15 protein-coding genes are annotated in these 23,657 nt (G+C 40.8%); 1 reads left to right on the top strand and 14 read right to left on the bottom strand.

Translation table 11 applies throughout. The annotated features are described in order from the left end of the window. From GZH31_RS08960 to bla, 6 genes are all read right to left on the bottom strand, one after another. Positions 1 to 792, bottom strand: coding sequence for a LytTR family DNA-binding domain-containing protein (locus GZH31_RS08960; RefSeq protein ID WP_180310873.1), 792 nt, complete (start codon positions 790 to 792; stop codon positions 1 to 3). Then, positions 789 to 1,760 (bottom strand): sensor histidine kinase, encoded by a 972-nt coding sequence (locus GZH31_RS08965; RefSeq protein WP_206770745.1) that lies wholly within the window; start codon positions 1,758 to 1,760, stop codon positions 789 to 791. The genes GZH31_RS08960 and GZH31_RS08965 overlap by 4 nt, the downstream gene beginning before the upstream one ends. Before the next feature lie 142 nt (positions 1,761 to 1,902). Beyond that, the gene (locus GZH31_RS08970; protein ID WP_180310874.1) at positions 1,903 to 4,434 is read right to left on the bottom strand and encodes a glycoside hydrolase family 3 protein; all 2,532 of its coding nucleotides are present in this window, start codon (positions 4,432 to 4,434) and stop codon (positions 1,903 to 1,905) included. Positions 4,435 to 4,469: 35 nt separating this feature from the next. Further along, entirely contained in the window at positions 4,470 to 5,246 is a 777-nt protein-coding gene (locus GZH31_RS08975; protein WP_065978475.1) for a family 16 glycosylhydrolase, read from the bottom strand. A 60-nt stretch (positions 5,247 to 5,306) separates the two neighbouring features. Further along, the gene (locus GZH31_RS08980; protein WP_180310875.1) at positions 5,307 to 7,997 is read right to left on the bottom strand and encodes a TonB-dependent receptor; all 2,691 of its coding nucleotides are present in this window, start codon (positions 7,995 to 7,997) and stop codon (positions 5,307 to 5,309) included. Positions 7,998 to 8,262: 265 nt separating this feature from the next. Then, on the bottom strand, positions 8,263 to 9,018 hold the full coding sequence (bla, locus tag GZH31_RS08985) for a subclass B1 metallo-beta-lactamase (RefSeq protein ID WP_180310876.1): 756 nt from the start codon (positions 9,016 to 9,018) through the stop codon (positions 8,263 to 8,265). Positions 9,019 to 9,306: 288 nt separating this feature from the next. Here bla and GZH31_RS08990 point away from each other — a divergent pair, with 288 nt between their 5' ends. After that, positions 9,307 to 10,215, top strand: a complete 909-nt coding sequence (locus tag GZH31_RS08990; RefSeq protein ID WP_036968026.1) for an ABC transporter substrate-binding protein — start codon at positions 9,307 to 9,309, stop codon at positions 10,213 to 10,215. Positions 10,216 to 10,230: 15 nt separating this feature from the next. Here the strand turns inward: GZH31_RS08990 and GZH31_RS08995 are convergent, their stop codons facing one another. The 8 genes from GZH31_RS08995 to GZH31_RS09030 all read right to left on the bottom strand — a co-directional run bounded on the left by GZH31_RS08995 (position 10,231) and on the right by GZH31_RS09030 (position 23,390). Next, positions 10,231 to 12,099: a hypothetical protein gene (locus GZH31_RS08995; RefSeq protein WP_180310877.1), complete on the bottom strand. Its 1,869-nt coding sequence runs from the start codon at positions 12,097 to 12,099 to the stop codon at positions 10,231 to 10,233. A gap of 9 nt (positions 12,100 to 12,108) precedes the next feature. Then, positions 12,109 to 13,200, bottom strand: a complete 1,092-nt coding sequence (locus tag GZH31_RS09000; protein WP_075593509.1) for a hypothetical protein — start codon at positions 13,198 to 13,200, stop codon at positions 12,109 to 12,111. 59 nt (positions 13,201 to 13,259) lie between these two features. After that, the gene (locus GZH31_RS09005) at positions 13,260 to 16,334 is read right to left on the bottom strand and encodes a hypothetical protein (RefSeq protein WP_180310878.1); all 3,075 of its coding nucleotides are present in this window, start codon (positions 16,332 to 16,334) and stop codon (positions 13,260 to 13,262) included. A 362-nt stretch (positions 16,335 to 16,696) separates the two neighbouring features. After that, positions 16,697 to 17,866, bottom strand: a complete 1,170-nt coding sequence (gene prpF / locus GZH31_RS09010; protein WP_180310879.1) for a 2-methylaconitate cis-trans isomerase PrpF — start codon at positions 17,864 to 17,866, stop codon at positions 16,697 to 16,699. A 2-nt stretch (positions 17,867 to 17,868) separates the two neighbouring features. After that, positions 17,869 to 20,460 carry a Fe/S-dependent 2-methylisocitrate dehydratase AcnD gene (acnD, locus tag GZH31_RS09015; protein ID WP_180310880.1) on the bottom strand — a complete coding sequence of 864 codons (2,592 nt, stop codon included), beginning with the start codon at positions 20,458 to 20,460 and terminating at the stop codon, positions 17,869 to 17,871. A 116-nt stretch (positions 20,461 to 20,576) separates the two neighbouring features. Continuing rightward, positions 20,577 to 21,701, bottom strand: coding sequence for a 2-methylcitrate synthase (gene prpC / locus GZH31_RS09020; protein ID WP_118844358.1), 1,125 nt, complete (start codon positions 21,699 to 21,701; stop codon positions 20,577 to 20,579). 24 nt (positions 21,702 to 21,725) lie between these two features. Next, on the bottom strand, positions 21,726 to 22,601 hold the full coding sequence (gene prpB / locus GZH31_RS09025) for a methylisocitrate lyase (protein ID WP_036968012.1): 876 nt from the start codon (positions 22,599 to 22,601) through the stop codon (positions 21,726 to 21,728). Positions 22,602 to 22,688: 87 nt separating this feature from the next. Next, the gene (locus GZH31_RS09030) at positions 22,689 to 23,390 is read right to left on the bottom strand and encodes a GntR family transcriptional regulator (protein ID WP_036968009.1); all 702 of its coding nucleotides are present in this window, start codon (positions 23,388 to 23,390) and stop codon (positions 22,689 to 22,691) included. Positions 23,391 to 23,657 lie beyond the last annotated feature (267 nt).

Raw genomic sequence — 23,657 nt, forward strand, 5'->3', positions numbered from 1 at the left:
TTATTTAAATAAGCCCTTTAGATGTTTACTATAAGTACGGCTTACTTTTAGTGTTTTTCCGTTGTGTAGTGTTGCCATGTACTCAGAGTTACGCAAGGGATCAAGCTGTTTTACATACTCTAGATTGATGATCGTCGATTTATGAATTCTCAAAAATGCCTCTGGCAAGGTATTGCTTTCAAGCTCTTTTAGTCTGGCTCGCATTACATAGGTTTCCGTTTCTGTGTGGACACACATGTAGTCACCCGCCGCATCAATCCATAGAATATCTGCAAAAGGTATTATTTGAATTGGGCTTTTTGCATCTCTAATAACCAAGTTTTCATCGTCAAACTTATAATCTGACTGCGCTGATTTTTCAAATGTTGATTCTTCTGCTTTGTCTATTTCTTGTTGTACTTCTATTAATTCACTTTTTTGGTATAGCTTTACATTATTAACCACTCTGTCTATGGCCTCTGCTAGCCTAGTGAGTTTGACTGGTTTTAATAAGTAATCAATTGCCCTGACTTCAAAAGCCCGCACTGCATGTTGATGAAATGCAGTGACAAAAATAACAGCAGGACAGGTTTCAGGTTGAAAATGTTTTATTAATTCAAAGCCAGACTTTGATGGCATTTCAATATCTAAGAAAATTAAATCTACTTCATGTTCATTCAGAAACTGAATTGCGTCATCCACACTGCTTGCACTGCCTATGACGTTAATCTCAGCAAATTCTTCTAACCTAATACGTAGGCCTTCAATTGCACTATACTCGTCGTCAACTAATAACGTTTTTAACTGAATCATTTAATAAGACCATTAATTGGCAATGTCATACATACCCAAGCTCCACCAGATGAATGATTGCCTTTTTCTATCCGCTGAGCTTTACCATAAATTAATTTCAAACGTTGCTCGCAGTTTGCCAAGCCTATTCCACGTTTAGTACTCTCATTATGTGTGAAGCCTTTGCCGGTGTCTGAAACCTTTATTATTAGGGTGTTTTTACTCTTTTCAATTACGATTGTTATAGCCATTGTTTTATCAGCTGCCATACCGTGCTTGAGTGCATTTTCAACTAATGGCTGAATTAGCATAGAGGGAATAAGTAGCTCACTACACCCTTCTTCAACTGAGATATTGACAGATAGTTTATCTGCAAAACGACACTTCTCGATGTCTAAATATGTACGAAGAATAGCGATTTCTTCTTTAATTGTGACTTTTTCAAGCGGGTCGGTATACAAACTGTGTCGCAATAAATCACATAACTTTTCAAGCATTTTAACGGCTTCTAAGCTTTCCTTTTTTAGGATTAATGTACAAATCGCATTGATACTATTAAACATAAAATGAGGATTAAGCTGGTAACGAAGCATTTTTAGCTGGGACTCTTTTGCTAAATGTGTTGCCTCAGCCGCTTTTTGTGTTTGTTCTAAGTTATCTAAATAAATCTTAATACCATAATAAAAGGCAGTCCATGTCGACAACATTGTCAATGAGGCGGATGTCCAAGTACCAAAATCAAACCAGCTCATTGGCAGCCAAAAGTTACCATAGAACCATTGTAAAGTGACCCACTTTATTTGGGTCCAAATTAAGGTTGCAGAGATAACGACCACGATATGCAATGCTACTTTTAACTTAAATTCGAGTAAACTGAGATAGGTGAAAACCTTTCTTAGAAAAAGAGTAATTAAAAAGCCAAAGCACGTATCAATTATCAGGTGAGGGATGTGAATAGCCCATGGTTCATTACTGGGAACTTTGATCATGAGTTCGGTCAGAATCGCGTAAACTAGCCAACCGCAAATTTGAAATAACCAAAATAACTGGCTACGAGGGTTCGATGTATTCAAATCATTTATCCAAAAAGCAAAGCAGTCGGGCTATCAACCCCACTGCTTTGCTCCAAATTTAATTACTGCATTTTACCACAACAGCATCACTGTTAGGTTTAATCGTTAAACCAATGTCTGCGAAGGCGATACTCGCTTCGTTTGCTTCAACTTTCAAAACCTCAGTTATCGCTTTCGACTCAGTACCCTCAACGTTACAGCTTAACGGTATTGCTAAGGTATGCCATTTTTTATCACTCAGTATCGCATCAAATGAAGAAAAACTAACCTTCCTTAAACACTGTTTCTGAGAACACATAACCTGTAAATCTGTATGTTCACCGGGTGACTTATTAATTCGCATCTTCAGTGTTAAGTAACCTGACTGATACATCTCACTCATTTTTTCTGGTTTTTGATACGCTAAAGCAAATGTCGCTTTATCTGTTCCAGAACGCCAAATAAATTGTCGCGCATCTTCTTGATAAGATAAATTCACCGATTGCATCAACAAACTCATACCATCAGTACTTGTAGCCGATGAATTTTTGGTAATGACTTTATCAGTTTGGCCAGCTTGAAGAGTCCACACTAAGTTGTCAGATAAACTTCTTACAAACAACGCTTTCGAATCTGTACTTGCCACTTTCCTCGGTGTCGTTTTTTCGGTTAACACAGGTAAGTTAACCGTATCATCGTATGTTAAACCATAACCATACTCAAATAATGGTTGGTAATTTTCGTCGCCAATATTTAACGAATATTGGTCATCATATTTTGGCCAAGAAAAACTCAATTTCCCTGTGAAATCATACTGAATAGCGCCTTTTTCATTGGTTAATAAAATATCAGCAATACCTTCACCTTCTGACCCCGGTAACCACGCAGCCACAAAAGCATCTGATGCATTCAGCTCTTTATTTACCCAAAGTGGACGACCCGTTAAAAATACAGTAACAACTGGAATACCTTTTGCCTTAAGAGTCTTCAATAATGCTAAATCTTTTTTGGTTTCATATTGATACTCTAGGTACTCAATGTCACCAAACCATTCGGCATAAGGTTCTTCACCGATTACGACAATCGCGACATCAGGCTTAACAGAATAATCGCCAAATTCAGCAAACTCAACGTCACCACCCGCCTTTTCAATTTGTGATTTTAGACCCGCAAAGATAGAGGTTGCATTGGGGAAGTCATCATTGGTGTTGTCCGTTCCCTGCCATGAGACACTCCATCCACCAGCTTGCTTAGCAATATTGTCAGCACCGTTTCCGGCAACGAGAACGCGACTTTTAGCATTAATTGGCAGTACATTATTGTTATTTTTAAGTAGTACAAGAGACTTTCGCACTGCCTCTCTAGCTAACTCTCGATGTGGTTGAGCACCTAACCATTCAGGGTGTTGCGACTCAGGTCGTAATGAAGGTTTACCCTTTGCAAACACTCCCCATCTAATTTTAGCTCTCAGAAAACGTCTAACCGCATCATTTATTCTAGCCTCTGGTATCACACCTTCTTTCGCTTGCTTAACCGTATTATGATAAAAAGCTTCAAAGTGTTCAGGCACCATTATGACATCAACACCCGCATTTATGGCAGCAGCACATTGCTCAAGATCGCAGCCTTCAACAAATTTATGCGCATTCCAGTCGCTAACAACGAAACCATCAAAGCCCATTTGGTTTTTCAGTACCTCTGTTAATAAATACTTATCACCGTGGACGCGTTGACCATTCCAACTATTAAAAGAGGCCATGACCGACTGCACACCCTCATTAATAGCTGAAAAATAGCCCGGACTATGAATTACTTTTAATCCTTGCTCGTCGATAATGGTGTTGCCACGGTCTATACCGCGCTCTGTACCACCGTCACCAACAAAGTGTTTGGCTGTTGCAATTCGCTTGGTATTTTTCAAAAAGTCGTTGCCGATTTCTCCTTGGATACCAATCACCATCTCTGCAGCATATTCTTTTACTAAATCTGGATTTTCTGAATAACTTTCATACGTTCTCCCCCAACGGTCATCCCTTACTACAGCAACGGTTGGTGCAAAGCTCCATTCAATTCCTGTTGCTGCAACTTCTTTAGCTGTCGCTTGACCGATTCGCTTAATCAAATCAGTATCTCTAGCTGCGCCAAGTCCAATATTATGTGGAAACAACGTTGCGCCATAAACATTACTGTGGCCATGCATGGCATCGGTACCCCAAATAGTCGGAATAGCAATACCATCGACAGATGCGTCCATTGAAGCGAGATACATCTCATCAGCGTACTTTAACCACATGTCCATTGATGCACGTTTATTGCCATAAGGGGCCGTGTTCCCACCATTTAAATATGAACCGAAGCCATACTTACGCATTTGCTCAACCGTTAAATAGCCAATCTCTGGCTGAACCATTTGTGCTACTTTTTGCTCAATTGTCATCGTGGCTAGCAGTTTATCTATATGCTTTTCAACTGCAGGATCGCGTTTTAGTTTCGTATTAACATTTGGCCATTTTACACTGCCCGTTTCTACACCATACGACAATGGGCTATGAACAACGCCGGTTAAAAAGAGTGGGCAAAACAGTAACTTTAAAAATTTAAATTTAGACATCAAAAACCTATAAGAACAATTAATTACAGAGAAAATCAACGCGGTATGTATTCAATAAAATCGTAATATACCCAAGATGAAGCGCCATAATATTGACCTGGAAAATAATTTGCTTCGACAGAATTATCACCATGCCAATGATTAATCATAATTTTGCTATTATCGATGGGCCACGCGTAAGCTGGAATTTCATTCTCTGCTAAATGACCATCTCCGTTTTCTTTATACACCGTTCGGATCGTTTGCTCATGGCCATTGGCATCGAATAAATACCAGCGAATGGCATTGCTTGACCAATCAAAGCCAATAGTCAGCAAGTTTTCTCGGTAATCTAGCCCATACTGACTTAAGTCAATATCCTTTTCCCAACTTTGGTATTGACCACCTTGCGGTTGGTAAATCACATTTGTATGAACAACATTACCTAACGAAGGAAGCAATTCAATATCAATTTCTTGCCACGCTCGGCCAGGGCTATCCCACCACGATGTATAGGTAAAAATTGATGAAACAGTGCCCGCCACGTTGCCAGATTTTAATCTTCCCTGAACTTTACCGTACCCATAAAAATGGTTGCTTTGTAGTTCTGAACATGAGCCTTGTGCTAATGACAACGTTAAACCATGCTCACTGGGATTTAGTAAATCAGTTTTAAATGCGCAACCAAAGGGTGTGCCATTACTGCCAGTACGTGCAGTCCAAACAGAGCTATCATATCCCCATGAAAAATTATCTTTAAAATAATTAGCATTCGCGTGGGTAGCGACTAAAGTTGTGCAGCCCAATAATGCACTAAGAAACAGTTTTTTCATTGTTATGCCTTAAATAATTTGGCTCCCATATTAAAAATATGGGAGCGTAAAATAGAGGGGTTAGAATGAAAATCCAGCTCTTACACCATAATACCTAGGCATGCCAAAGCTGCCCTTAGGAATACCTTTGCTGGTATTGTTCCAGTATTGAATCGTCTCATCAGATGCATTATTGATGAACATTTCTACATACCAGTTTTTCTCTTTTGGCTCATATTTTAAAGAGGCATTGTATACAGCAAAGGCATCGCGGCTATCGTCTATGTATTTAGTCGCTTCGTCTGAAACTGCAAAGTCCATATCATCCAAATGCTTATCGAGATTCCACACGGTGGTATACGCTTTATCTTTCCAGCTGGCATTAAACCAACCATGAATAAATCCATATTCACCCAGATCAAAGGTATGTGTATAACTAATGTTAGCCGTGTATTTTGGCGTCATTGCTAAGTTATTACCTCTAAGGTTAGTCGTTAGCAATGTATTTTCAGGGTCTTTAGATTCTTCATAAGAAATATTAAACAAATACTCAGAATCATAATCCCATTTAGTGTGCCAATCTTCCGTAATTTTTGCCTCAGTCCAGGTCACATAACCAGTAATTCGCCCATTTGGATACGGTTTCCAGTCAAATTCAAACTCAAGACCTTTAATCGTAGAGCCCGGAACGTTTTGAGTATAATAAGCAATCACAGGCTGATTCTGAAAATCAAGAATTGGCTGACCATCTTCACCGATTACAGGTGCCCCATCCTCATCTTCAACAACAGACAAGCGCTCAACATTACCAATTGATCCCACTGACGCATACTGCATATCTGTATAATCTGTATAGAAAAATGCAGCTTTTAGGTTCAATGAATTATCAAAAAAGCTAGACTTTGCACCGAATTCCCAGGTCAGCACTTCTTCGGGATCAAATTTTGTTTCAAACCGAGTTACTTCACCCGTTCTATCATTAACCACTTCGTAAACATCACCAATACCACCCGCTTTAAATCCGCTTGCAAGGTAGGCATAGAGCATTGTTTCTTCGGAGATGTCATAATCTAAGCCAACACGAAAATCATGATGCTGCCAACTTCCTTTATTGTCGTTTTCAAAGTACGACGCATAAATAGACGGATCTTCATAATAATCGACAGGTTGATTGTTAAGCTCTGTTCTATTTAACCAACCAACAGCACAGCCATCAGCATTTGAACAACGATAGGTACGACCGCCTTTATCCTGCTTCGTTTCATCACTAAAGCGATAACCAAATGTCGCATGCAACTTTTCAGTTAATTTATAAGTGCCTTGGCCAAACAAAGCATACGCATCTGTTGAACGGTCTGGCTGGTCCCAAAATGCTTTATCATCCATTGGATTATCGTAATAACCAACTGTGGTTGTTTTTTCATGAAAATAATTGGCACCCACAATCCAAATAAAGTCACCGTATTCATCTGATTGCAGTTGTAATTCTGTAGAAAATGATTCTGCTCCGGTGCCATCTAGGAAATAAGTAGCGCCATCCCAAGGGTCTAAACCAACTTCGCTATCTTGTGCTGAAGACCTTTCCATATCTTCATATCCCACTAACCACACCAGATCATATTGATCATTTATGGTGTAGTTAAAGGTATTACGAAGGTATGTTATGTCTAGATTCAACTTTCCTGGCACATTAACTACGGCTTGATACGTGTTATCACTCGGTAGGAAATTCGTACAATCACCTCCCATTTCAGCGGGTCTTCCACGTAACTTATCGCAGTTAACTAAATCAAGGTTATTATTACTATCGTTTACATATTTTTGGAAAACGGTGTGGTTTGAAAAATTGCCATCCAACGGCTCCCAAAGTGTACTTATACGGAAGGAATATTCATCTGCATTATTATAAAAATCACTTTTATCTGCAGCTGTTAACTGACGAACTTTTTGAGCCTCAGGATCGGTTCCTGCGCCATCAATCCACCAGTTTTCTCTTTGTGTCACTGTTTGTCCAACACCTTGGTATGAATCTTCAGAGATTACAGGGGCATTTAAAACCTCATCAGAAAGTCGGCGCGTGTCATATTGGTTAGGGTCATAGTAACCCTCTAGGTAAGAGTCACGCTTTAGGCCTTTCGCTGAAAAACGAACTGCAAACTCTTCAGTTACTGGAATATTGATAAGGCCATCAATACTGCGGCTATTAAACTTGCCCGCTTCAATATTCAACTGCCCATATTGGTTTTCAAATTCAGGCTTGGCGGAAATCACATTGATACTTCCCACTGTCGAGTTTCGGCCAAATAAAGTACCTTGTGGTCCACGAAGCGCCTCAACACGGTCAATATCATACATCAGCGCAAGCGCACCTTGCATTCTTGGTGAATAAATACCATCTAAATGAACACCAACAGCAGGGTCCCCTAACTCAGTTAAGTTAGTTGAACGCACGCCTCGCATTGAAATAACAGGAGCAGATTGATCCGTTGCTGTAGAAATATCTAAGCTAGGCACCAAGTTCGCTATATCCTTTATGTTATTTACACCATTTTTTTTAAGCTCAGCCTCTGTAAGTGCAGTGATGGCCACCGGTGTTTCCATCAATTTGGTTTTACGTTTTGTTGCCATTACTGAGATAATTTCTAACCCACTATTCTGCTGTTCAACGTCTTTAGACTTTGAATCTTGCTGATCATTATTCTGTGCATATACCGGTAATGAGCATGCTAATGCGACAGCGATAGCAACAGCTTTTTTATTTATTGTGTGCATATTCGACCTTTTTAATGTGTGTTCTAGTGTTAAAGTCTTTACGTTTAATTAACAGTATCTAAAGGAGCATTTTTCATTACTAGTCAAATTCGGCAAAGCGAGTTTCAAACAATACAAAGCGAGACTGGATTCAGATAAAAGAGGGTTAGCGACAGAATTTAGGTTTTCTAACGCGTAAAAAAAAGGGGGATAAACGGGGGCCATTGGGCTTTTAATCATTGCGAAATATTCCTAACAATTTTATTAAAAACCCAACGTTTTGACGTTACTTAAGTTGATTGAGAATGAGTTTTTCGGTGTGGCTCAATAAGTCAAACCCGCCTATTTCACCGTGTCCGGGAACCACTCTTCGTAATTTTTTGTAATCATTCTTCAACTGCTGAGTAATTTTCAGCCATGAATGAATATCTCCATGGGCCATATTCCCTACAGAGTTAGACTGTAATGCACGAACCGCACAGCCTGCGTATAAGATACGTTTATCTGGTAACCATACCATTATATTATCCATCGCATGACCGGGGCCTGGGAAAAACACATTCAATGAGCCAAATTTCACCTGTGCACCGACTGTTGCAAGTTCGGCTATCACATTGTTTGGTACAGCAGTCCCTTGCTCTATTGTCAATTGCTGCGTCAAAGGGTGAGAATACACTTTGATACCACGCGCTTCTAATACATCAACCCCTGAAGCTCGGTCTGCATGTGCATGAGTGACAAGTGCCTTGGTTATCGGCAAGTTTATTTCTGTGTTAATGACGCTTAATAACTGTTGTGTTAGTAACTCTCCCCACGCTGTGTCGATCAGGGTTAAACTTTGCCCCTCCCTGACAATCAAACCATTCGAAGGGAATGTTGTCCCGTTAGGATAAACATAAAAAGAGGTATGCAACCAAACGCCTTCATCTATTTTCGTGATAAAGACTTCATTCTCAGCGTGTATATTCGCTAAACTACTTTGAGTAAATACACCGCAAACAACAAAAAATAATACACCCAATATCCTTTTAAATATCATCATAATTCCTAATCTTCTTGACGTTATAATATTATAATTTTTTACGTGATCGTTTTGTACCAAAAACAACGCTAATTTTAAAAGTGGACTCAATTTACTCGATACGAATGCTCGCCCTAGTTCAGCCTCTGATAGCAGTGATTAAAAACGGGTGCATCGGCCCTTTATTCCCTGCTTTTAATTCTGCCAACTCGTTTAAGCGTATATTCTATTTACACGGTTACTTTTCGATGTTGTATATTTGCAACAAGAGGCTAAGCTTTATATACATAACAAATGCTTAGAAAAAATATGAAATTATTAGTAATGCTCTTTTTTTTCTTCTCTACTCAAGTGGTTGCAATGCTTACACCCGTGACCTATGAAAAAGATGGAGAAGTCATTACCAAAAATGCGGTACGCTACAAAGACGGCTATGGTTACAACGTAAATGCCGAACATGTATTAAGACTTGTTACGCTTGATTGGCCACCCTATATCGATGAACACCTATGTAACAAAGGCTGGCTTTACCAGTTTACAATTCAATCTTTGCTTAAAAAAGGCTATGGCGTCTATATCGGCTTCTACCCATGGGCACGAGCAGTAAGGGAGGCAGAGCTTGGCAAAGCAGACATCCTTTTTCCTGAATACTTTATTGAAAGCACGGTTATTTCAGATAACTTTTTAGACAAGACACGCAACGAGTTATTAGCTCTCAGCCAACCGATTCCTGGTGGGGATCTATCATTTGTTGCCTTGAAAGGAAACCAAATTCGTTTTAATGGCGACCTAAACTCTGTTAAAGACCAGGTAATTGGCGTTGTCAGATCTTACAAAAACACTCAGCAACTTGATGAAATGATTGATAATAAACAAATTGACACCATCGTTGCAAACAATGAGTACCAACTTATCCACCTACTACTAAGCAATCGCGTTAGTCTCATTGTTGCAGATCTTGAAGTGCTTAAAGCCAGTGTTTATAAATCAGAGTTATCGATTAATGGCAAAAGACAAATAATTGAATCATTGGTTGCGCTTGAACCAAAACTTGAATACAAGCCCCTCTATTTTTCTATTAGTAAATCAACACCGCACTGGCAAAAAGTACTGAAAGATTTAAATGACGAGATCAAGCAAAAACGACAAAGCGGCCAATTTGAAAACTTCATTAAAAAGATGAAACAGCAATGCTATGGAGTCGAAAAAGCGGCATGAATGCCGCTTCTTAACTTAAAATAATGATTCAAACGTACCATCAGGGAACAAGATACCGGGTGCCCCCCTCACAGTAGTAACATCACCAATCTGGGTATCTCCAAAATAAAGTCCACCACTAAAATTACGTCCTTTTTGTTTCAAATCTAACCATCGGCCATCAGCACCTTTGATAACCGCGTTTACATTATTACCAACAGTTCGTAGGTTAATATCCAGTGCTCGGCTATTCTGCTTGATAAATATATCTGTATTCGTCAACTGCGCTAAAGCAGTTAACTTACCAACAAAGCCAAACTCAAAATCTGTAGCACCATTTAGTGGCGTGCCTAAATGTAATGCGAAAACAAGATTTTCAGTTTCCTCATTTATAAAAGGCGTAGCCTCAATAGCCTGAAGATTAAATGATGTTGTTTTCGATGCGGTTGAAAACTCACCATCAAGATCAAAGTCAGATACAATAGTAAGCAACTCTTCAAACGGTGACACAAAGCGATTAAGTGTCAAGTTTAGGTTTCCTACAAGTTCGCTGTCTTTTTTTACTAAGGTAATATCTGTATTAAGAGTCCCTTCACCAGTAGAGTCCTCACTTAAAATTGTAAAGGGATCATCCGTTCCATCAAACGATAACAGTAACTCACTAACATCAACCAATAACTGAGTCTCATTGCTGCTCATTTGGGCGCTCATAACGCCTGTTATTTGATTTCCTAGTAGACTACTAATCCGCCATTGAGGAACGTTTATATCCATATTCACATCGATGCCATCGTATTGCCCTGAAATTGACCATCGATAAGGGGAATGTTGATACTGCACTGTAAGACCATTTACAGTATAAAGTCCTGGTAAGGTATCATCTGCGGGCGATACATTTGAGAGTACATCAAATAGTACATTTGCTAATGCAACTACAACCGACTGTGAATCATCATCCAATGCATTCGTGAAGCTATTTAAATGTGACGACAACTCAGCGCTGTATTGTTGTTCTTGTAACCTTACGACGCCGATAACATTACGAATATCATCCAATAATTCGCGCGATTGAAGTATGGGAGGTTGTTCATCTAATGCTGAAAGTTCAGAAACCTTGCCTAATCCAACTAAACGTTGCTTTAAATTCCCCACAACCGTTTGAATAAGTTGATTTCCTTTTACATTCAATAAATTTTCACGAATATAGCGATTTGCATACTGCGCGTACTCAGGGAAGCGTGAAATTTGCGCCTGGCTTTCAAGTTCAATAAGCTCAGGTTGCGATAAGTTTGCTTCTAATTCAGCCGCACGCTTTAAAATGACTCCAAAACTTAACGCGTTAGTTAATAGTTCAGCTTCTAATGAATCATTCAATTGGCTATGTGTTAAATGATAAAATGGAGTTGCGCTAACGCTCTGTGATGTAACATCTAACTTTTGAGCGCTAATTACGGCACTGACTGGCGATAAAAAGAGCCTATTTTCACCAGGAGCTGCAAAAAATGACGCACTGTAATCTAACGAAAGCGGTAAAACTTCTTCAAAATCAATTTGACGATTTGCGTTTATGTCATCAGGATTGTCACGATACGTTCTGCCGCACCCTTCATAACTTGGACACAAAACAAAGTCATCATTTGATACAAACTCAACTGAATAATTTGCTAGACTCGTTAGTGAGATATCTAAACTATTGAGATCTGAAGTTTCAAACGTTTGTCGTTCACCACTTGCGTTATTTGTAAGTATCAGCGTTCCAGCATTTGACTGCCATGGCGCAATGTAGAAGTTTGCTGTCGAGGTAGTTTTAATCACGACTTGTTCGGGTACGATGTTTTGCTCTGATGAGCCTCCGCATCCTACCAAAAATAAAAAAATGCCTAAGGGCGCTATTCTTTTTACCATGCTTTATCCTTAGAAATTCACTCTAACAAACCAATTCAAATTTGCATAATATGCTTCGTCTAAATCTAAGCTATCAGTTTGCAAAGTTAACCCTATATATTCATTTTCGATTCCGACTAAAAATGCCTGGCTGTTACTCTCATATCCACCAAGTAGTTTCCATGTATCTGCAAAATGATAGCGTCCAGTTACTTGAGTAAACGTGTCACTTTTTATTTGTTTAGCCATTAAATGCGCAGAGAATGCGTTGTTAATACGATAATTTAATGATGCTTTTAGCCGTACTGGCATTTCAAATGTATGATCAACCTCATGACCATTCGCTGAGGTAGTAAGCCTTATTGTAGGCTCAGTAATGATGCTACCACTCTCACTTTCAGTGAATGGCACTTCGGTTGTATAGCCTTGAACAAAACCCGCCTCTTTATATTCTGTTTCATACGCGAGGTCTTGGGCTTGTACATTCAACTCTAGCTCTGGTGTAATTTGCCAATTAATATTTAGATCGAAGCTATAGCCTAAACCGGTCGGGTTTTCATCTGAAGTAAATCGCTTAAAAAGTAGGTCCTTAGAGTAATAATAATCAACCTCCAAAGCTCCTTGAATTTCATCACTAAACACCGTGCCATCGACCTTGGCGTCTTGGAAATGTGCACTTGAAAAAATGGTGATTTTGGGGGTAATTGTCAGCGCATTATTATCTAAAAATTTAAAATCATAAGCGACAAAAACACCATTAGTAGTTGCTTGTTTGCCGTCTAAAAAATAACGATAATCACGTTCTTCAAACGGCAGATCATTTTTTTCTGTGTGTAAGTATCGTGCGGTATCAGGATCAAATTCAAGCAAGTAATCAAATCGACTTTGTACACCCACTGTATAATTTCGGGTTTTAATACCTAACTCAAAAATATTGAAAGTAAACGCACTATCTCCGCTTTTTAAAGGAGCATCAAAGTCATCTATAAAAGACTTTACAGGTTGAGATTCAGTGTAAACTTCTGCATCTAGGGTGGTGAAAAAAGTAGTTGGCTCTGCGGCAGCTGTAAAGGAAGAAAATAAAGAGCTTGTTATAGCCATAACAAGTAGTGTTTTTTTCATAGTTTATCCACTTATTATTATAAAGGGGAGCAAGCTCCCCTCTTTTTTATACTGCGTTATTACTTAGTCATGTCTAAAAAACTAATATCAGTGTAGTCAATAACTTCACCATCAATATATTCTATAGAGATACCATTGGTAATTTCAGTCACTGTACCAAACTTCATCATTTTCCCTGAATATAATGCATCAACAGAACCAGAGAAGTCAGCACTTTCAACAGCACTGAGTGACATCATATAAGCAATATCGTTATGAAGCTCTACGCTGACCATGTATGTTTCCATCTCATCAACAGCACTGTCTAAGCCAATCATCGCCGTAAATTCAGTGTCACCGGTCATACCTGATGCTTTAATATTAGCAAGACTAGTTAGATCAGAGCCTTCTAAACTTAACATCCCCGTAAAGCCAGAATCGCCATCAGTTACTTGAACTCGAGACCATGCTTCGATAGTTTCAACTTCACCATCCACTAATGTATCTGAAGATATCTCATCGTTAAATTTAACAATCAAACATGAATCAGATAAATCTGCAGCGATCTTACCGTCTTTTACATCAACACAATCTTGCGTTGCTTGCGCTGTATCCTCAAGCGTTTCAACGATAACGGTGACTCCATCTTCGGTGGTAACTGTACCACCAAATGCGAACACAAGTGTATCTGTTTCAATAACACCATTAACACTGATCATTTCAGATGTTGTGTCGTTAGACAACGATAACTCTAACGCATCTTTATCAAAGCTGTATGTCCATTCAGGGAAACGAGTAGACTGTACATTGTCGGCTTCGTCACCTAAGTCCCAAGCTTCTGTTAGAATGTCGTAGATTACTTCAGCTTTATCAAAAAGTGCTTTACCGCCTGACTTCGTAAGAATCGTTGCTTGAGTAACAGTCTCTGTTCCCGCTTTCACGTCGACTAATACTGTGAACTTAGCAATTGCATCCATAGCAGTATCATAAAGCGCTTGTGCTGCTAATAGTGCATCATCTGCGTTTTCTGCATACATAGCGGCTGACTTAAGTTCAGCTGCTGCAGTTTCGAGTTGCGCATCTGCCATTGCAATATCATCAGCTTCAGTGGCGACTTTCTTGAATGCTGTGGCAGCATCTGTTGATAAATTAGACGCAGAAATTGAAGCCGCAGCTTTCATTTGCGAGTCTGTTGCAGCCGCTATTGCTTGTTCTGCTGCCTCTAAAGCCGCAGTCGCACTTTCAAGGTTTGATACATCAGCAGCTTCAACGGCGATCATCGCAGTAGCCATAGTTGTATCAGCTGTCATTGCAACCGTTGCGGCTTCAAGTGCAGCAGCTGCTGCAGCTACCGCATTCGCTTTCGTTACTTCAAACTCTAAACCTAATGCCGATACCGCTTCATCTGCTCGTACAACTTCAGCTTCGATACCTGCAATCAATGACACAACGTTGTCGTATTCCTGTGCTACCGCATCACGGACACTTGCAGCTTGATCTGCAAGTTGTTGGTAATCACTATTTTTAGCTGCAAATGCCGCAGCTGCTTTCGCAATACCATTCATCTTAGATTTAACTGATTTTAATTGCTTCTGCCATACCGTGTAAGTATCAACATTACCATTTAGTAAATATACCGCTGAACTATATGCTATTACTTGCTCATTGGTCTCAAGTCCTGCATCACCTAATTCAGTAACATCGGCAAGTGACGCTTGCGCAGTATCAATAAGAGCCATCACAGCATCTAGATCAGCTTGGGCTTCAATCACTTTTTCATTTAGTTTTTGTGCAGCTTTCGAATCAAAGTCATCCCCAGCATCACATTCTTCACCAGAACAACCAATCTTACTTAGCGCATCTTTTACATTCTTAGCTGTTTCTTTAAGCTCATCATCAGCGCCTGCTTTCTTAGCGTCTTTTACTACTTTTTCAACAGCTTTCGTTGCTTTCGATTTTAGTTTTGCGATAGCGTCAGGGTCCGTTATACCTAAGCTTTGAGCTACCGCGGCAAAAGCTTCGTCAACACCTTCACCTGTTACAAGGGCTGCAAAAATTAAACTCGTATTAATTACCGATTGTTGTAATGCCGCAGCAACCGCTTTGACAGTATCATCATCATTATCGGCGACTTTGCCATCAGAAACACCTTTAGCAAGCTGTGACATCAGTTCATTAAGCGAACCGTTTGTACCCGTGCCAGCCATTGATTGTAGAGATATAGCAGTTTGAATTAGCGCTAATGTACCCGCGTCTAATGAATCACCGTCTTCAAGTTCGGTAAAATCTACCGCACCACCTGTTGAAATATCAGCTAACAAGGCTGCAGCCTCAATGGCAGTATCAGGACCAAGTAGTTGAATTAATGTTTTTAGACTTGCTTGAGAGATTGCGTCTTCAGAAATTGCTTCACCGTTACCCGCACCTTCAAGTAGAAGCTCTGCAGCAATACTGGTAAACAACGTTAAATTAGCAAAATACTGAGTTGACTTATTTTCGCCGTCAGCATAACTCATACCACGAACAGATGCCGCTGCAGCAGGAGCACTTATAAATTTAACAACTTGCAATGTTACATCGTCTTTATACCACTCGCCGAAATCGATGTTGCTATCACCATTGTTTTCCATGCCCGCTTCTTCTGATACACCTGGTGCTGTATCGTAGTCGCCACATCCTGTGAAAGAGTCACATTTGACCATACTGTCATCACCTTCAGATGAGGTTGTAACTGTGATATATAATGGTCCAGTAAAATCATCTTCAACAAATAGTGAGTAACCACCATTCATTGCCGTTAAAACTGACTCTGGGTTTGCAGCAAGAACTTTTGCTTTTGCCATCGCATCAGCTTCAGCTTGTGTGTTAGCAGTTGCTGTAAACGATTCGTCTGCAGAAGCTGCTAAACGAAATGCAACCGGTATCATCTCTCCTGCATCATTCATCGTTTTGACAACGACCGCTGCGTTTGATAATGAGCCTTTTACAGCTCGACCTGTTACTTCTGTTCCAAAGCTTGCAGAAGCTGAACCTTCAAATGTTTGAACCGGCTTGACAGTTTCTTTTTTATTGTCGTCGTCAAACCAATTACAACCCGTTAACCCAAGTGATAAAGCAACAGAAGCTGCTATCGGGGTAAATTTATTAATTCGCATTGTCGTTATTCTCCTTAATGGCTACTTCTGTAGCTTAGCAGTAATAAAATACTAGGTTACAATTTATTATCAAACATTAATTAAACGTAACCAAGAAACTATGCAGGCATAATTCCTTTTTATGGCGTGACAAAATAACGGATGTTTATGACATTCATAAGAAAATGGAATATAAAATACAGAAATACACAGAGTATTTCATCTAAGAAATAAAAAATAAGACATTTATTTTCATTAGGTTACATAAAAACCCTCCGTAAATTACAAAAAAAAATGTGAATAACTAAAAACAGTGCCATAAGGCGTTATCCCTGTTTACAATTATTCACATTTACAATGTAACTTTTTGTAACTGAAAGCTGTTAAGCTGGCACTCTTACCCACCCTTCCATGAGTACTCGCGCACTGCGGCTCATACTGGCTTTTGTTACTTGCCAATCTTCACCAACTCGTTCTGCTGCGGCTCCCACTTTTAACGTACCCGATGGGTGCCCAAAATTTACTTCATGGCGCTGTCCGCCACCTGCAGCTTGATTTACTAAGGTGCCGGGTATCGCAGCTGCTGTGCCAATAGCAACCGCTGCCGTGCCCATCATGGCATGATGCAGTTTACCCATCGACATAGCACGAACGAGTAAATCAATACTGTCGGCTGTTACTTCTTTTCCACTGGATGCATGGTAGCTTTTAGCGGGTGCAACCCACGCAACTTTAGGTGTATGCTGGCGTGCTTTAGCTTCATCTACGTGCTGAATTAAACCCATTTTTAGCGCACCATAGGCGCGAATTGTTTCTAGCTTTTCAAGGACTGAAGCATCACTATTGATAGCATCTTGAAGCTCAGTACCGTCATAACCGATTTCACTGGCATTAATAAATACAGTAGGAATGCCCGCATTAATCATGGTCGCAGATAGTACTCCAACGCCCGGAACGTCGAGTTCATCAACGAGATTACACGTTGGGAATAACGCGCCTTCACCATCAGCCGGATCCATAAACTCAAGCTTTACTTCGGCTGCAGGGAATGTCACACCATCTAGTTCAAAATCACCTGTTTCTTGAACTTCACCATGGGTAATGGGGACATGTACAATGATGGTTTTACTAATATTTACTTGCCAAACTTTAACTTCTACAACGCCGTTATCTGGAATCTTGCTGGCATCAACCAAGCCATTACTCACCGCAAATGCGCCCACTGCAGAGGTTAAGTTACCGCAGTTACCACTCCAATCAACGAATGCCTTATCGATAGCAACTTGACCAAAAAGATAATCAACATCGTGATCGTCCTTGCTGCTCTTCGATAAAATAACGGTTTTACTGGTGCTTGATGTAGCTCCCCCCATACCATCCGTTTGTTTACCGTATGGATCTGGGCTACCAATAACACGCAGAAGTAAATTATCGCGTGCTTCACCTGCCTCTTGGGCAGGTTCAGGTAAATCAGTTAAATTAAAGAACACCCCTTTACTGGTGCCGCCACGCATATAAGTAGCAGGCACTTTAATTTGTGGTTTAAAGGCCATAATTAATGCTCCTCAGACTCTAAAAAGTCTTGAGCAAAGCGCTGAAGTACACCACCAGCTGAGTATATTGATACTTCTTCGGCTGTGTCTAAGCGACAGGTCATCGGTACTTCAACCACCTCACCACTTGTGCGTGTAATGAGCAGAGTTAATGTCGCACCAGGTGTTGGCTCGCCTTTAACGCTAAAGGTCTCACTACCATCAATGCCTGATGTAGTTCGTGTTGTGCCCGCTTTAAATTCAAGTGGTAACACACCCATACCAATAAGGTTTGTGCGGTGAATTCGCTCAAAGCCTTCTGCAGCGATAACTTGTACACCAGCAAGACGAACTCCTTTTGCAGCCCAGTCACGTGATGAACCTTGACCATAATCAGCACCCGCCACAATGATGAGTGGTTGTTTACGCGCCATGTAGGTTTCGATAGCCTCCCACATACGGGTCACTTTACCTTCAGGCTCAATACGAGCATAAGAACCTTGCTTTATTTCACCATTTTCTTTAACCATTTCGTTCAATAGTTTAGGGTTTGCAAACGTTGCACGTTGAGCAGTTAAGTGATCCCCTCGGTGAGTAGCATACGAGTTAAAGTCTTCTTCGGGTAAGCCCATTTTAGCAAGGTACTCACCCGCAGCACTTGATGCTAAGATTGCATTGGAGGGTGATAAGTGATCAGTCGTAATATTGTCACCTAATACAGCTAATGCACGCATATCAGTTAAACTACGCTCACCAGCCAATGCACCTTCCCAATATGGCGGGCGACGAATATAAGTGCTTTGCGGACGCCATTGATAAAGTGGGTCGTTGTCTTCACCATAATCAACACTTAAATCAAACATAGGCTCGTAAACCTTTCTAAATTGTTCAGGTTTAACGCTTTGTTTAATCACTGCATCAATTTCTTCATCTGATGGCCATAGATCCATTAAGCGGATTTCGTTGCCGTGTGAATCGATTCCCAATACGTCTTTTTCGATGTCAAAACGAATAGTACCTGCAATGGCATAAGCAACCACTAAGGGAGGTGACGCAAGGAACGCTTGTTTGGCATAAGGGTGAATACGACCATCGAAGTTACGGTTACCCGACAACACAGCAGTTGCGTATAAGTCACGGTCAATAATTTCTTGTTGAATTTTAGGATCAAGCGCGCCACTCATCCCATTACAGGTTGTGCATGCAAATGCCACAATGCCAAAGCCTAACTTTTCAAGCTCTGGTAATAAATTGGCTTCTTCAAGGTATGATTTAACCGCTTTAGAACCTGGTGCCAAAGAGGTTTTAACCCACGGTTTACGTGATAAACCTTTCGCGTTCGCATTGCGCGCAAGTAAACCAGCAGCAATCACGTTACGCGGATTACTGGTATTAGTACAGCTCGTAATTGCTGCGATAATACATGCACCATCAGGCATTAAGCCTGCTTCATTTTCAACAACCCCTGTGATCCCTGCTTTAGCTAGGTCACTGGTTGCAACACGACGGTGTGGATTAGATGGGCCCGCAATATTACGGCCAACGGATGATAAATCGAACGTTAAAACACGTTCATATTCAGCCGTTTTTAAACTATCGCTCCACAAGCCAGTTTCTTTTGCATAGGTTTCCACCAGCTTAACTTGCTCTTCTTCGCGGCCGGTTAGACGCAAGTAATCAAGTGTGTTGTCGTCAATATAGAACATAGCTGCTGTGGCACCAAATTCAGGTGTCATGTTTGAAATCGTTGCACGGTCACCTAACGTCAGTGCATCAGCCCCTTCACCATAAAACTCAAGGTAAGTTGAAACAACTTTCTCGTTACGTAAAAACTCCGTGATCGCAAGTACGATATCGGTTGCAGTAATGCCTGGTTGTGGTTTACCGGTAAGTTCAACACCAACAATATCAGGTAAGCGCATGTACGAAGCACGGCCAAGCATGACGCTTTCAGCTTCAAGCCCGCCCACGCCCACAGCAATAACGCCTAATGCATCAACCATAGGAGTATGGCTGTCTGTGCCGACTAAGGTGTCTGGAAATGCAACGCCATCACGTTTTTGAATAACTGGCGACATTTTCTCTAAGTTGATTTGGTGCATGATGCCGTTACCCGGTGGAATAACATCAATGTTCTTAAATGCCGTTTTTGTCCAGTTTATAAAGTGAAAGCGATCATCGTTACGACGATCTTCAATGGCGCGATTTTTTTCAAACGCATCGGGTTCAAAACCTGCGTGTTCTACTGCTAACGAATGGTCAACGATTAATTGAGTAGGTACCACTGGGTTTACTTTCGCAGGATCGCCGCCTTTAGCGGCAATTGCATCGCGTAAACCGGCTAAATCAACCAGCGCTGTTTGGCCTAAAATGTCATGACACACGACTCGTGCAGGAAACCACGGAAAATCTAGGTCACGTTTACGTTCAATTAATTGCGAAAGTGCATCGTTTAACATTTCAGGTTCACAGCGGCGAACTAAGTTTTCAGCTAATACGCGTGATGTGTAAGGAAGTGTGGCGTAGCTGCCTGGCTTAATAGCATCAACAGCAGCGCGAGTATCAAAATAATCAACGCCGGTGCCTGCTAATGGTTTTCTATATTCTGTATTCATGATGACTCTACTTGTACTTGGTGACGATGAAGGAAGTTGGGCTTGTTTTTAGTGTTTTTATGCCCTTTTATAAAAGGGCGGCTTAGCCGCCCCTGTCATTGGTTTGATTGGTGTTATTAACGCTCAGTAATTGGCGTATAGCTTCGTGCTTCTGGGCCCGTGTAATCAGCGCTTGGGCGGATAATACGGTTATTAGCACGCTGCTCTTTAACATGAGCAGTCCAACCTGTTACACGGCTCATCACGAAAATAGGCGTGAACAACTTCGTTGGAATGTCCATGAAGTGATACGCTGATGCATGGAAGAAATCAGCGTTACAGAACAATTTTTTCTCGCGCCACATAACTTCTTCACAACGAACAGATACCGGGTATAACACAGTATCACCCACTTCTGCTGCCAGTTTTTCAGACCATTTTTTGATGATCACGTTACGTGGGTCAGACTCGCGGTAAATGGCATGACCAAAACCCATAATCTTATCTTTGCGCTCAAGCATGCCCATTAATGCTTCTTCAGCTTGATCGGCGCTCGTAAAGCTTTCAATCATATCCATCGCAGCTTCGTTCGCTCCGCCATGTAGTGGACCACGCAAACTACCAATTGCACCTGTCACACATGAATGAATATCAGACAAAGTTGAAGCACACACACGCGCTGTGAATGTCGATGCATTAAACTCGTGCTCTGCGTATAGAATGAGCGAAACATTCATTACTTGCTCAAATAATGCCGATGGCGCTTTGTCATGTAATAAATGTAAGAAATGTGCGCCAACCGAATCATCATCTGTTTCAGTATTAATACGTACACCGTCATGACTAAAACGGTACCAGTAACAAATAATGCTTGGGAATACAGCGACCATGCGGTCGATTGCATCATTGGCTTCACTAAAATCTTGCTCCATTTCTAGGTTACCTAGCATAGAGCAACCCGTACGCATAACATCCATTGGGTGTGCATCTTTAGGAATGTTTTCTAGTACTGTTTTTAGTGCGTCTGGTAAACCGCGAAGTGTTTTTAATTTAGCTTTATATTCAGTAAGCTCTGCGGTTGTTGGTAATTCACCGCGCGATAGTAAAAAAGAGACTTCTTCAAACTGGGCTTTATCAGCCAGTTCACTAATATCATAACCACAATACGTTAAACCAGAGCCTGACTTACCTACTGTACACAGAGCTGTTTCACCTGCTACTTGACCACGTAAACCTGCGCCGCCTAATGCTTTATCTACCATGAGTGTTCTCCTTCAATGTTGTCGTTATGATTTTTTAGCTGAGAAAAGGTTATCAAGTGTATTTTCATATGAGTGATAGTCTAAAAACTCATATAACTCAGCACGTGTTTGCATATTATCGATTTGGCTTTGTTGTGAGCCTTCGTTAAGAATAGATGCATACACGTTAAGTGCTGCTTTGTTCATGGCTCTGAATGCACTTAATGGGTAAAGCACCATTTCAACACCCACTTCACTTAACTGCTCTTTGGTATAAATCGGTGTTTGGCCAAATTCTGTGATATTCGCAAGGATTGGCACATTTAACGCTTTCGCAAACGCTTGATAATCGGCTAAATCATGAACTGCTTCAGCAAAAATTGCGTCAGCGCCCGCTTCAACACAAGCTGCTGCACGGTCGATAGCTGCATTTAGGCCTTCTTTTTGGAATGCATCAGTACGCGCCATAATGTAAAAATCGCTATCCGTTTTTGCATCAACCGCGGCTTTAATACGGTCAACCATTTCATCTTTAGAAACGATTTCTTTATTTGGACGATGACCACAGCGCTTTTGTGCTACTTGGTCTTCAATATGAAAACCCGCCGCGCCCGCTTTCGTCATTTCTTTAACTGTACGCGCAATGTTAAATGCCCCGCCCCAGCCTGTATCGGCATCAACAAGAAGCGGTAAGTCGGTAGCGCTGGTAATTCGACGAATATCTTCAAGTACGTTGTCTAGGCTGGTCATGCCTAAATCTGGCATGCCGTATGATGCATTAGCCACACCAGCGCCTGAGAGGTATAACGCTTGGTGGCCTGTTTTTTCAGCCATCATGGCACAATACGCATTGACAGTGCCGACCACTTGCAGTGGCTTATTGTTGGCTATCGCCTGTTTGAACTTTAATCCTGCTGACATTGGATAACTCCTATCTTTGAACGGTCACAGCTCTTTGGCTGTGTCTAATTTTTAAAATTAATCTGTGACGGTTTGACGACAACTCGGCTATTTTTTTGCCGCGTGTAAATCAAACTTAGTCTGTATATTGGCCTGAGAAGCGCTTATATGGCGCTTCATTAGCATTTCAGCTAACTCCCCATCATGATTTTCAATGGCATTAATAATTGCAAGATGCTCATCAAAAGCCTTTGATACGCGAGGCCCCGCCATGCCCATTTGTACACGGTACATACGGATTAACTGATACAACTCATTACATAAAAGATGAATTAAGTGTGCGTTTTTAGAGCCTTTGATTATGCGATAATGAAAATCAAGGTCACCCGCTTCTTGGTAGTAAGATTCACCTTCTTTGACACGTTGTGTTTGCAAGTGTTGATTAAGTAACTGCTTTAAACCTTGCACTTCTTGTGGCTCCATATTGTCGGCAGCTAAACGACACGCAAGACCTTCAAGCGCACTACGAACCTGATACACTTCAATAAGTCGCTCAGCAGTCAGTGCCACAACACGACAACCCACGTTTGCTTTACGTTCAACTAAGTAGCAACTTTCTAAACGATTAAGTGCTTCACGTAATGTAGCGCGACTAACGCCATAACGCTTCGCAAGTTCAGGCTCAGAAATTTTACTACCCTGTTCAATAGTGCCTTGAACTATTTCACGGCGCATGTCGACAAACACTTGGTCTGACGCTGTCGTTATCGTGATATCGTTATAGTTATCGTTGGCTTTTTGCTCTGTCATAGTCACTTCTTTAAACGTGCTGAATTTAGATTGTCGACAATTAATAACGTCACTATGCGCGCTATCGTATAAACTGTCAACCTTCAGACCATGAAAACAGGCTAAAAAAACAGCTAAATGTCGACATAAAGTGATATCTTTTGAAAATATTGACCATAAACAGTGTTTATAGGGGGGAAGTGTCGACAGTTTAGTCATACGTGTAAAACTATAAAAAAGTCCCCCGTACACATCAAAAATGATATGATCAGCACATTATCACGTGAC

The organism is Pseudoalteromonas sp. JSTW (assembly GCF_013423925.1).
In the GTDB taxonomy this organism is placed as follows: domain Bacteria; phylum Pseudomonadota; class Gammaproteobacteria; order Enterobacterales; family Alteromonadaceae; genus Pseudoalteromonas; species Pseudoalteromonas lipolytica.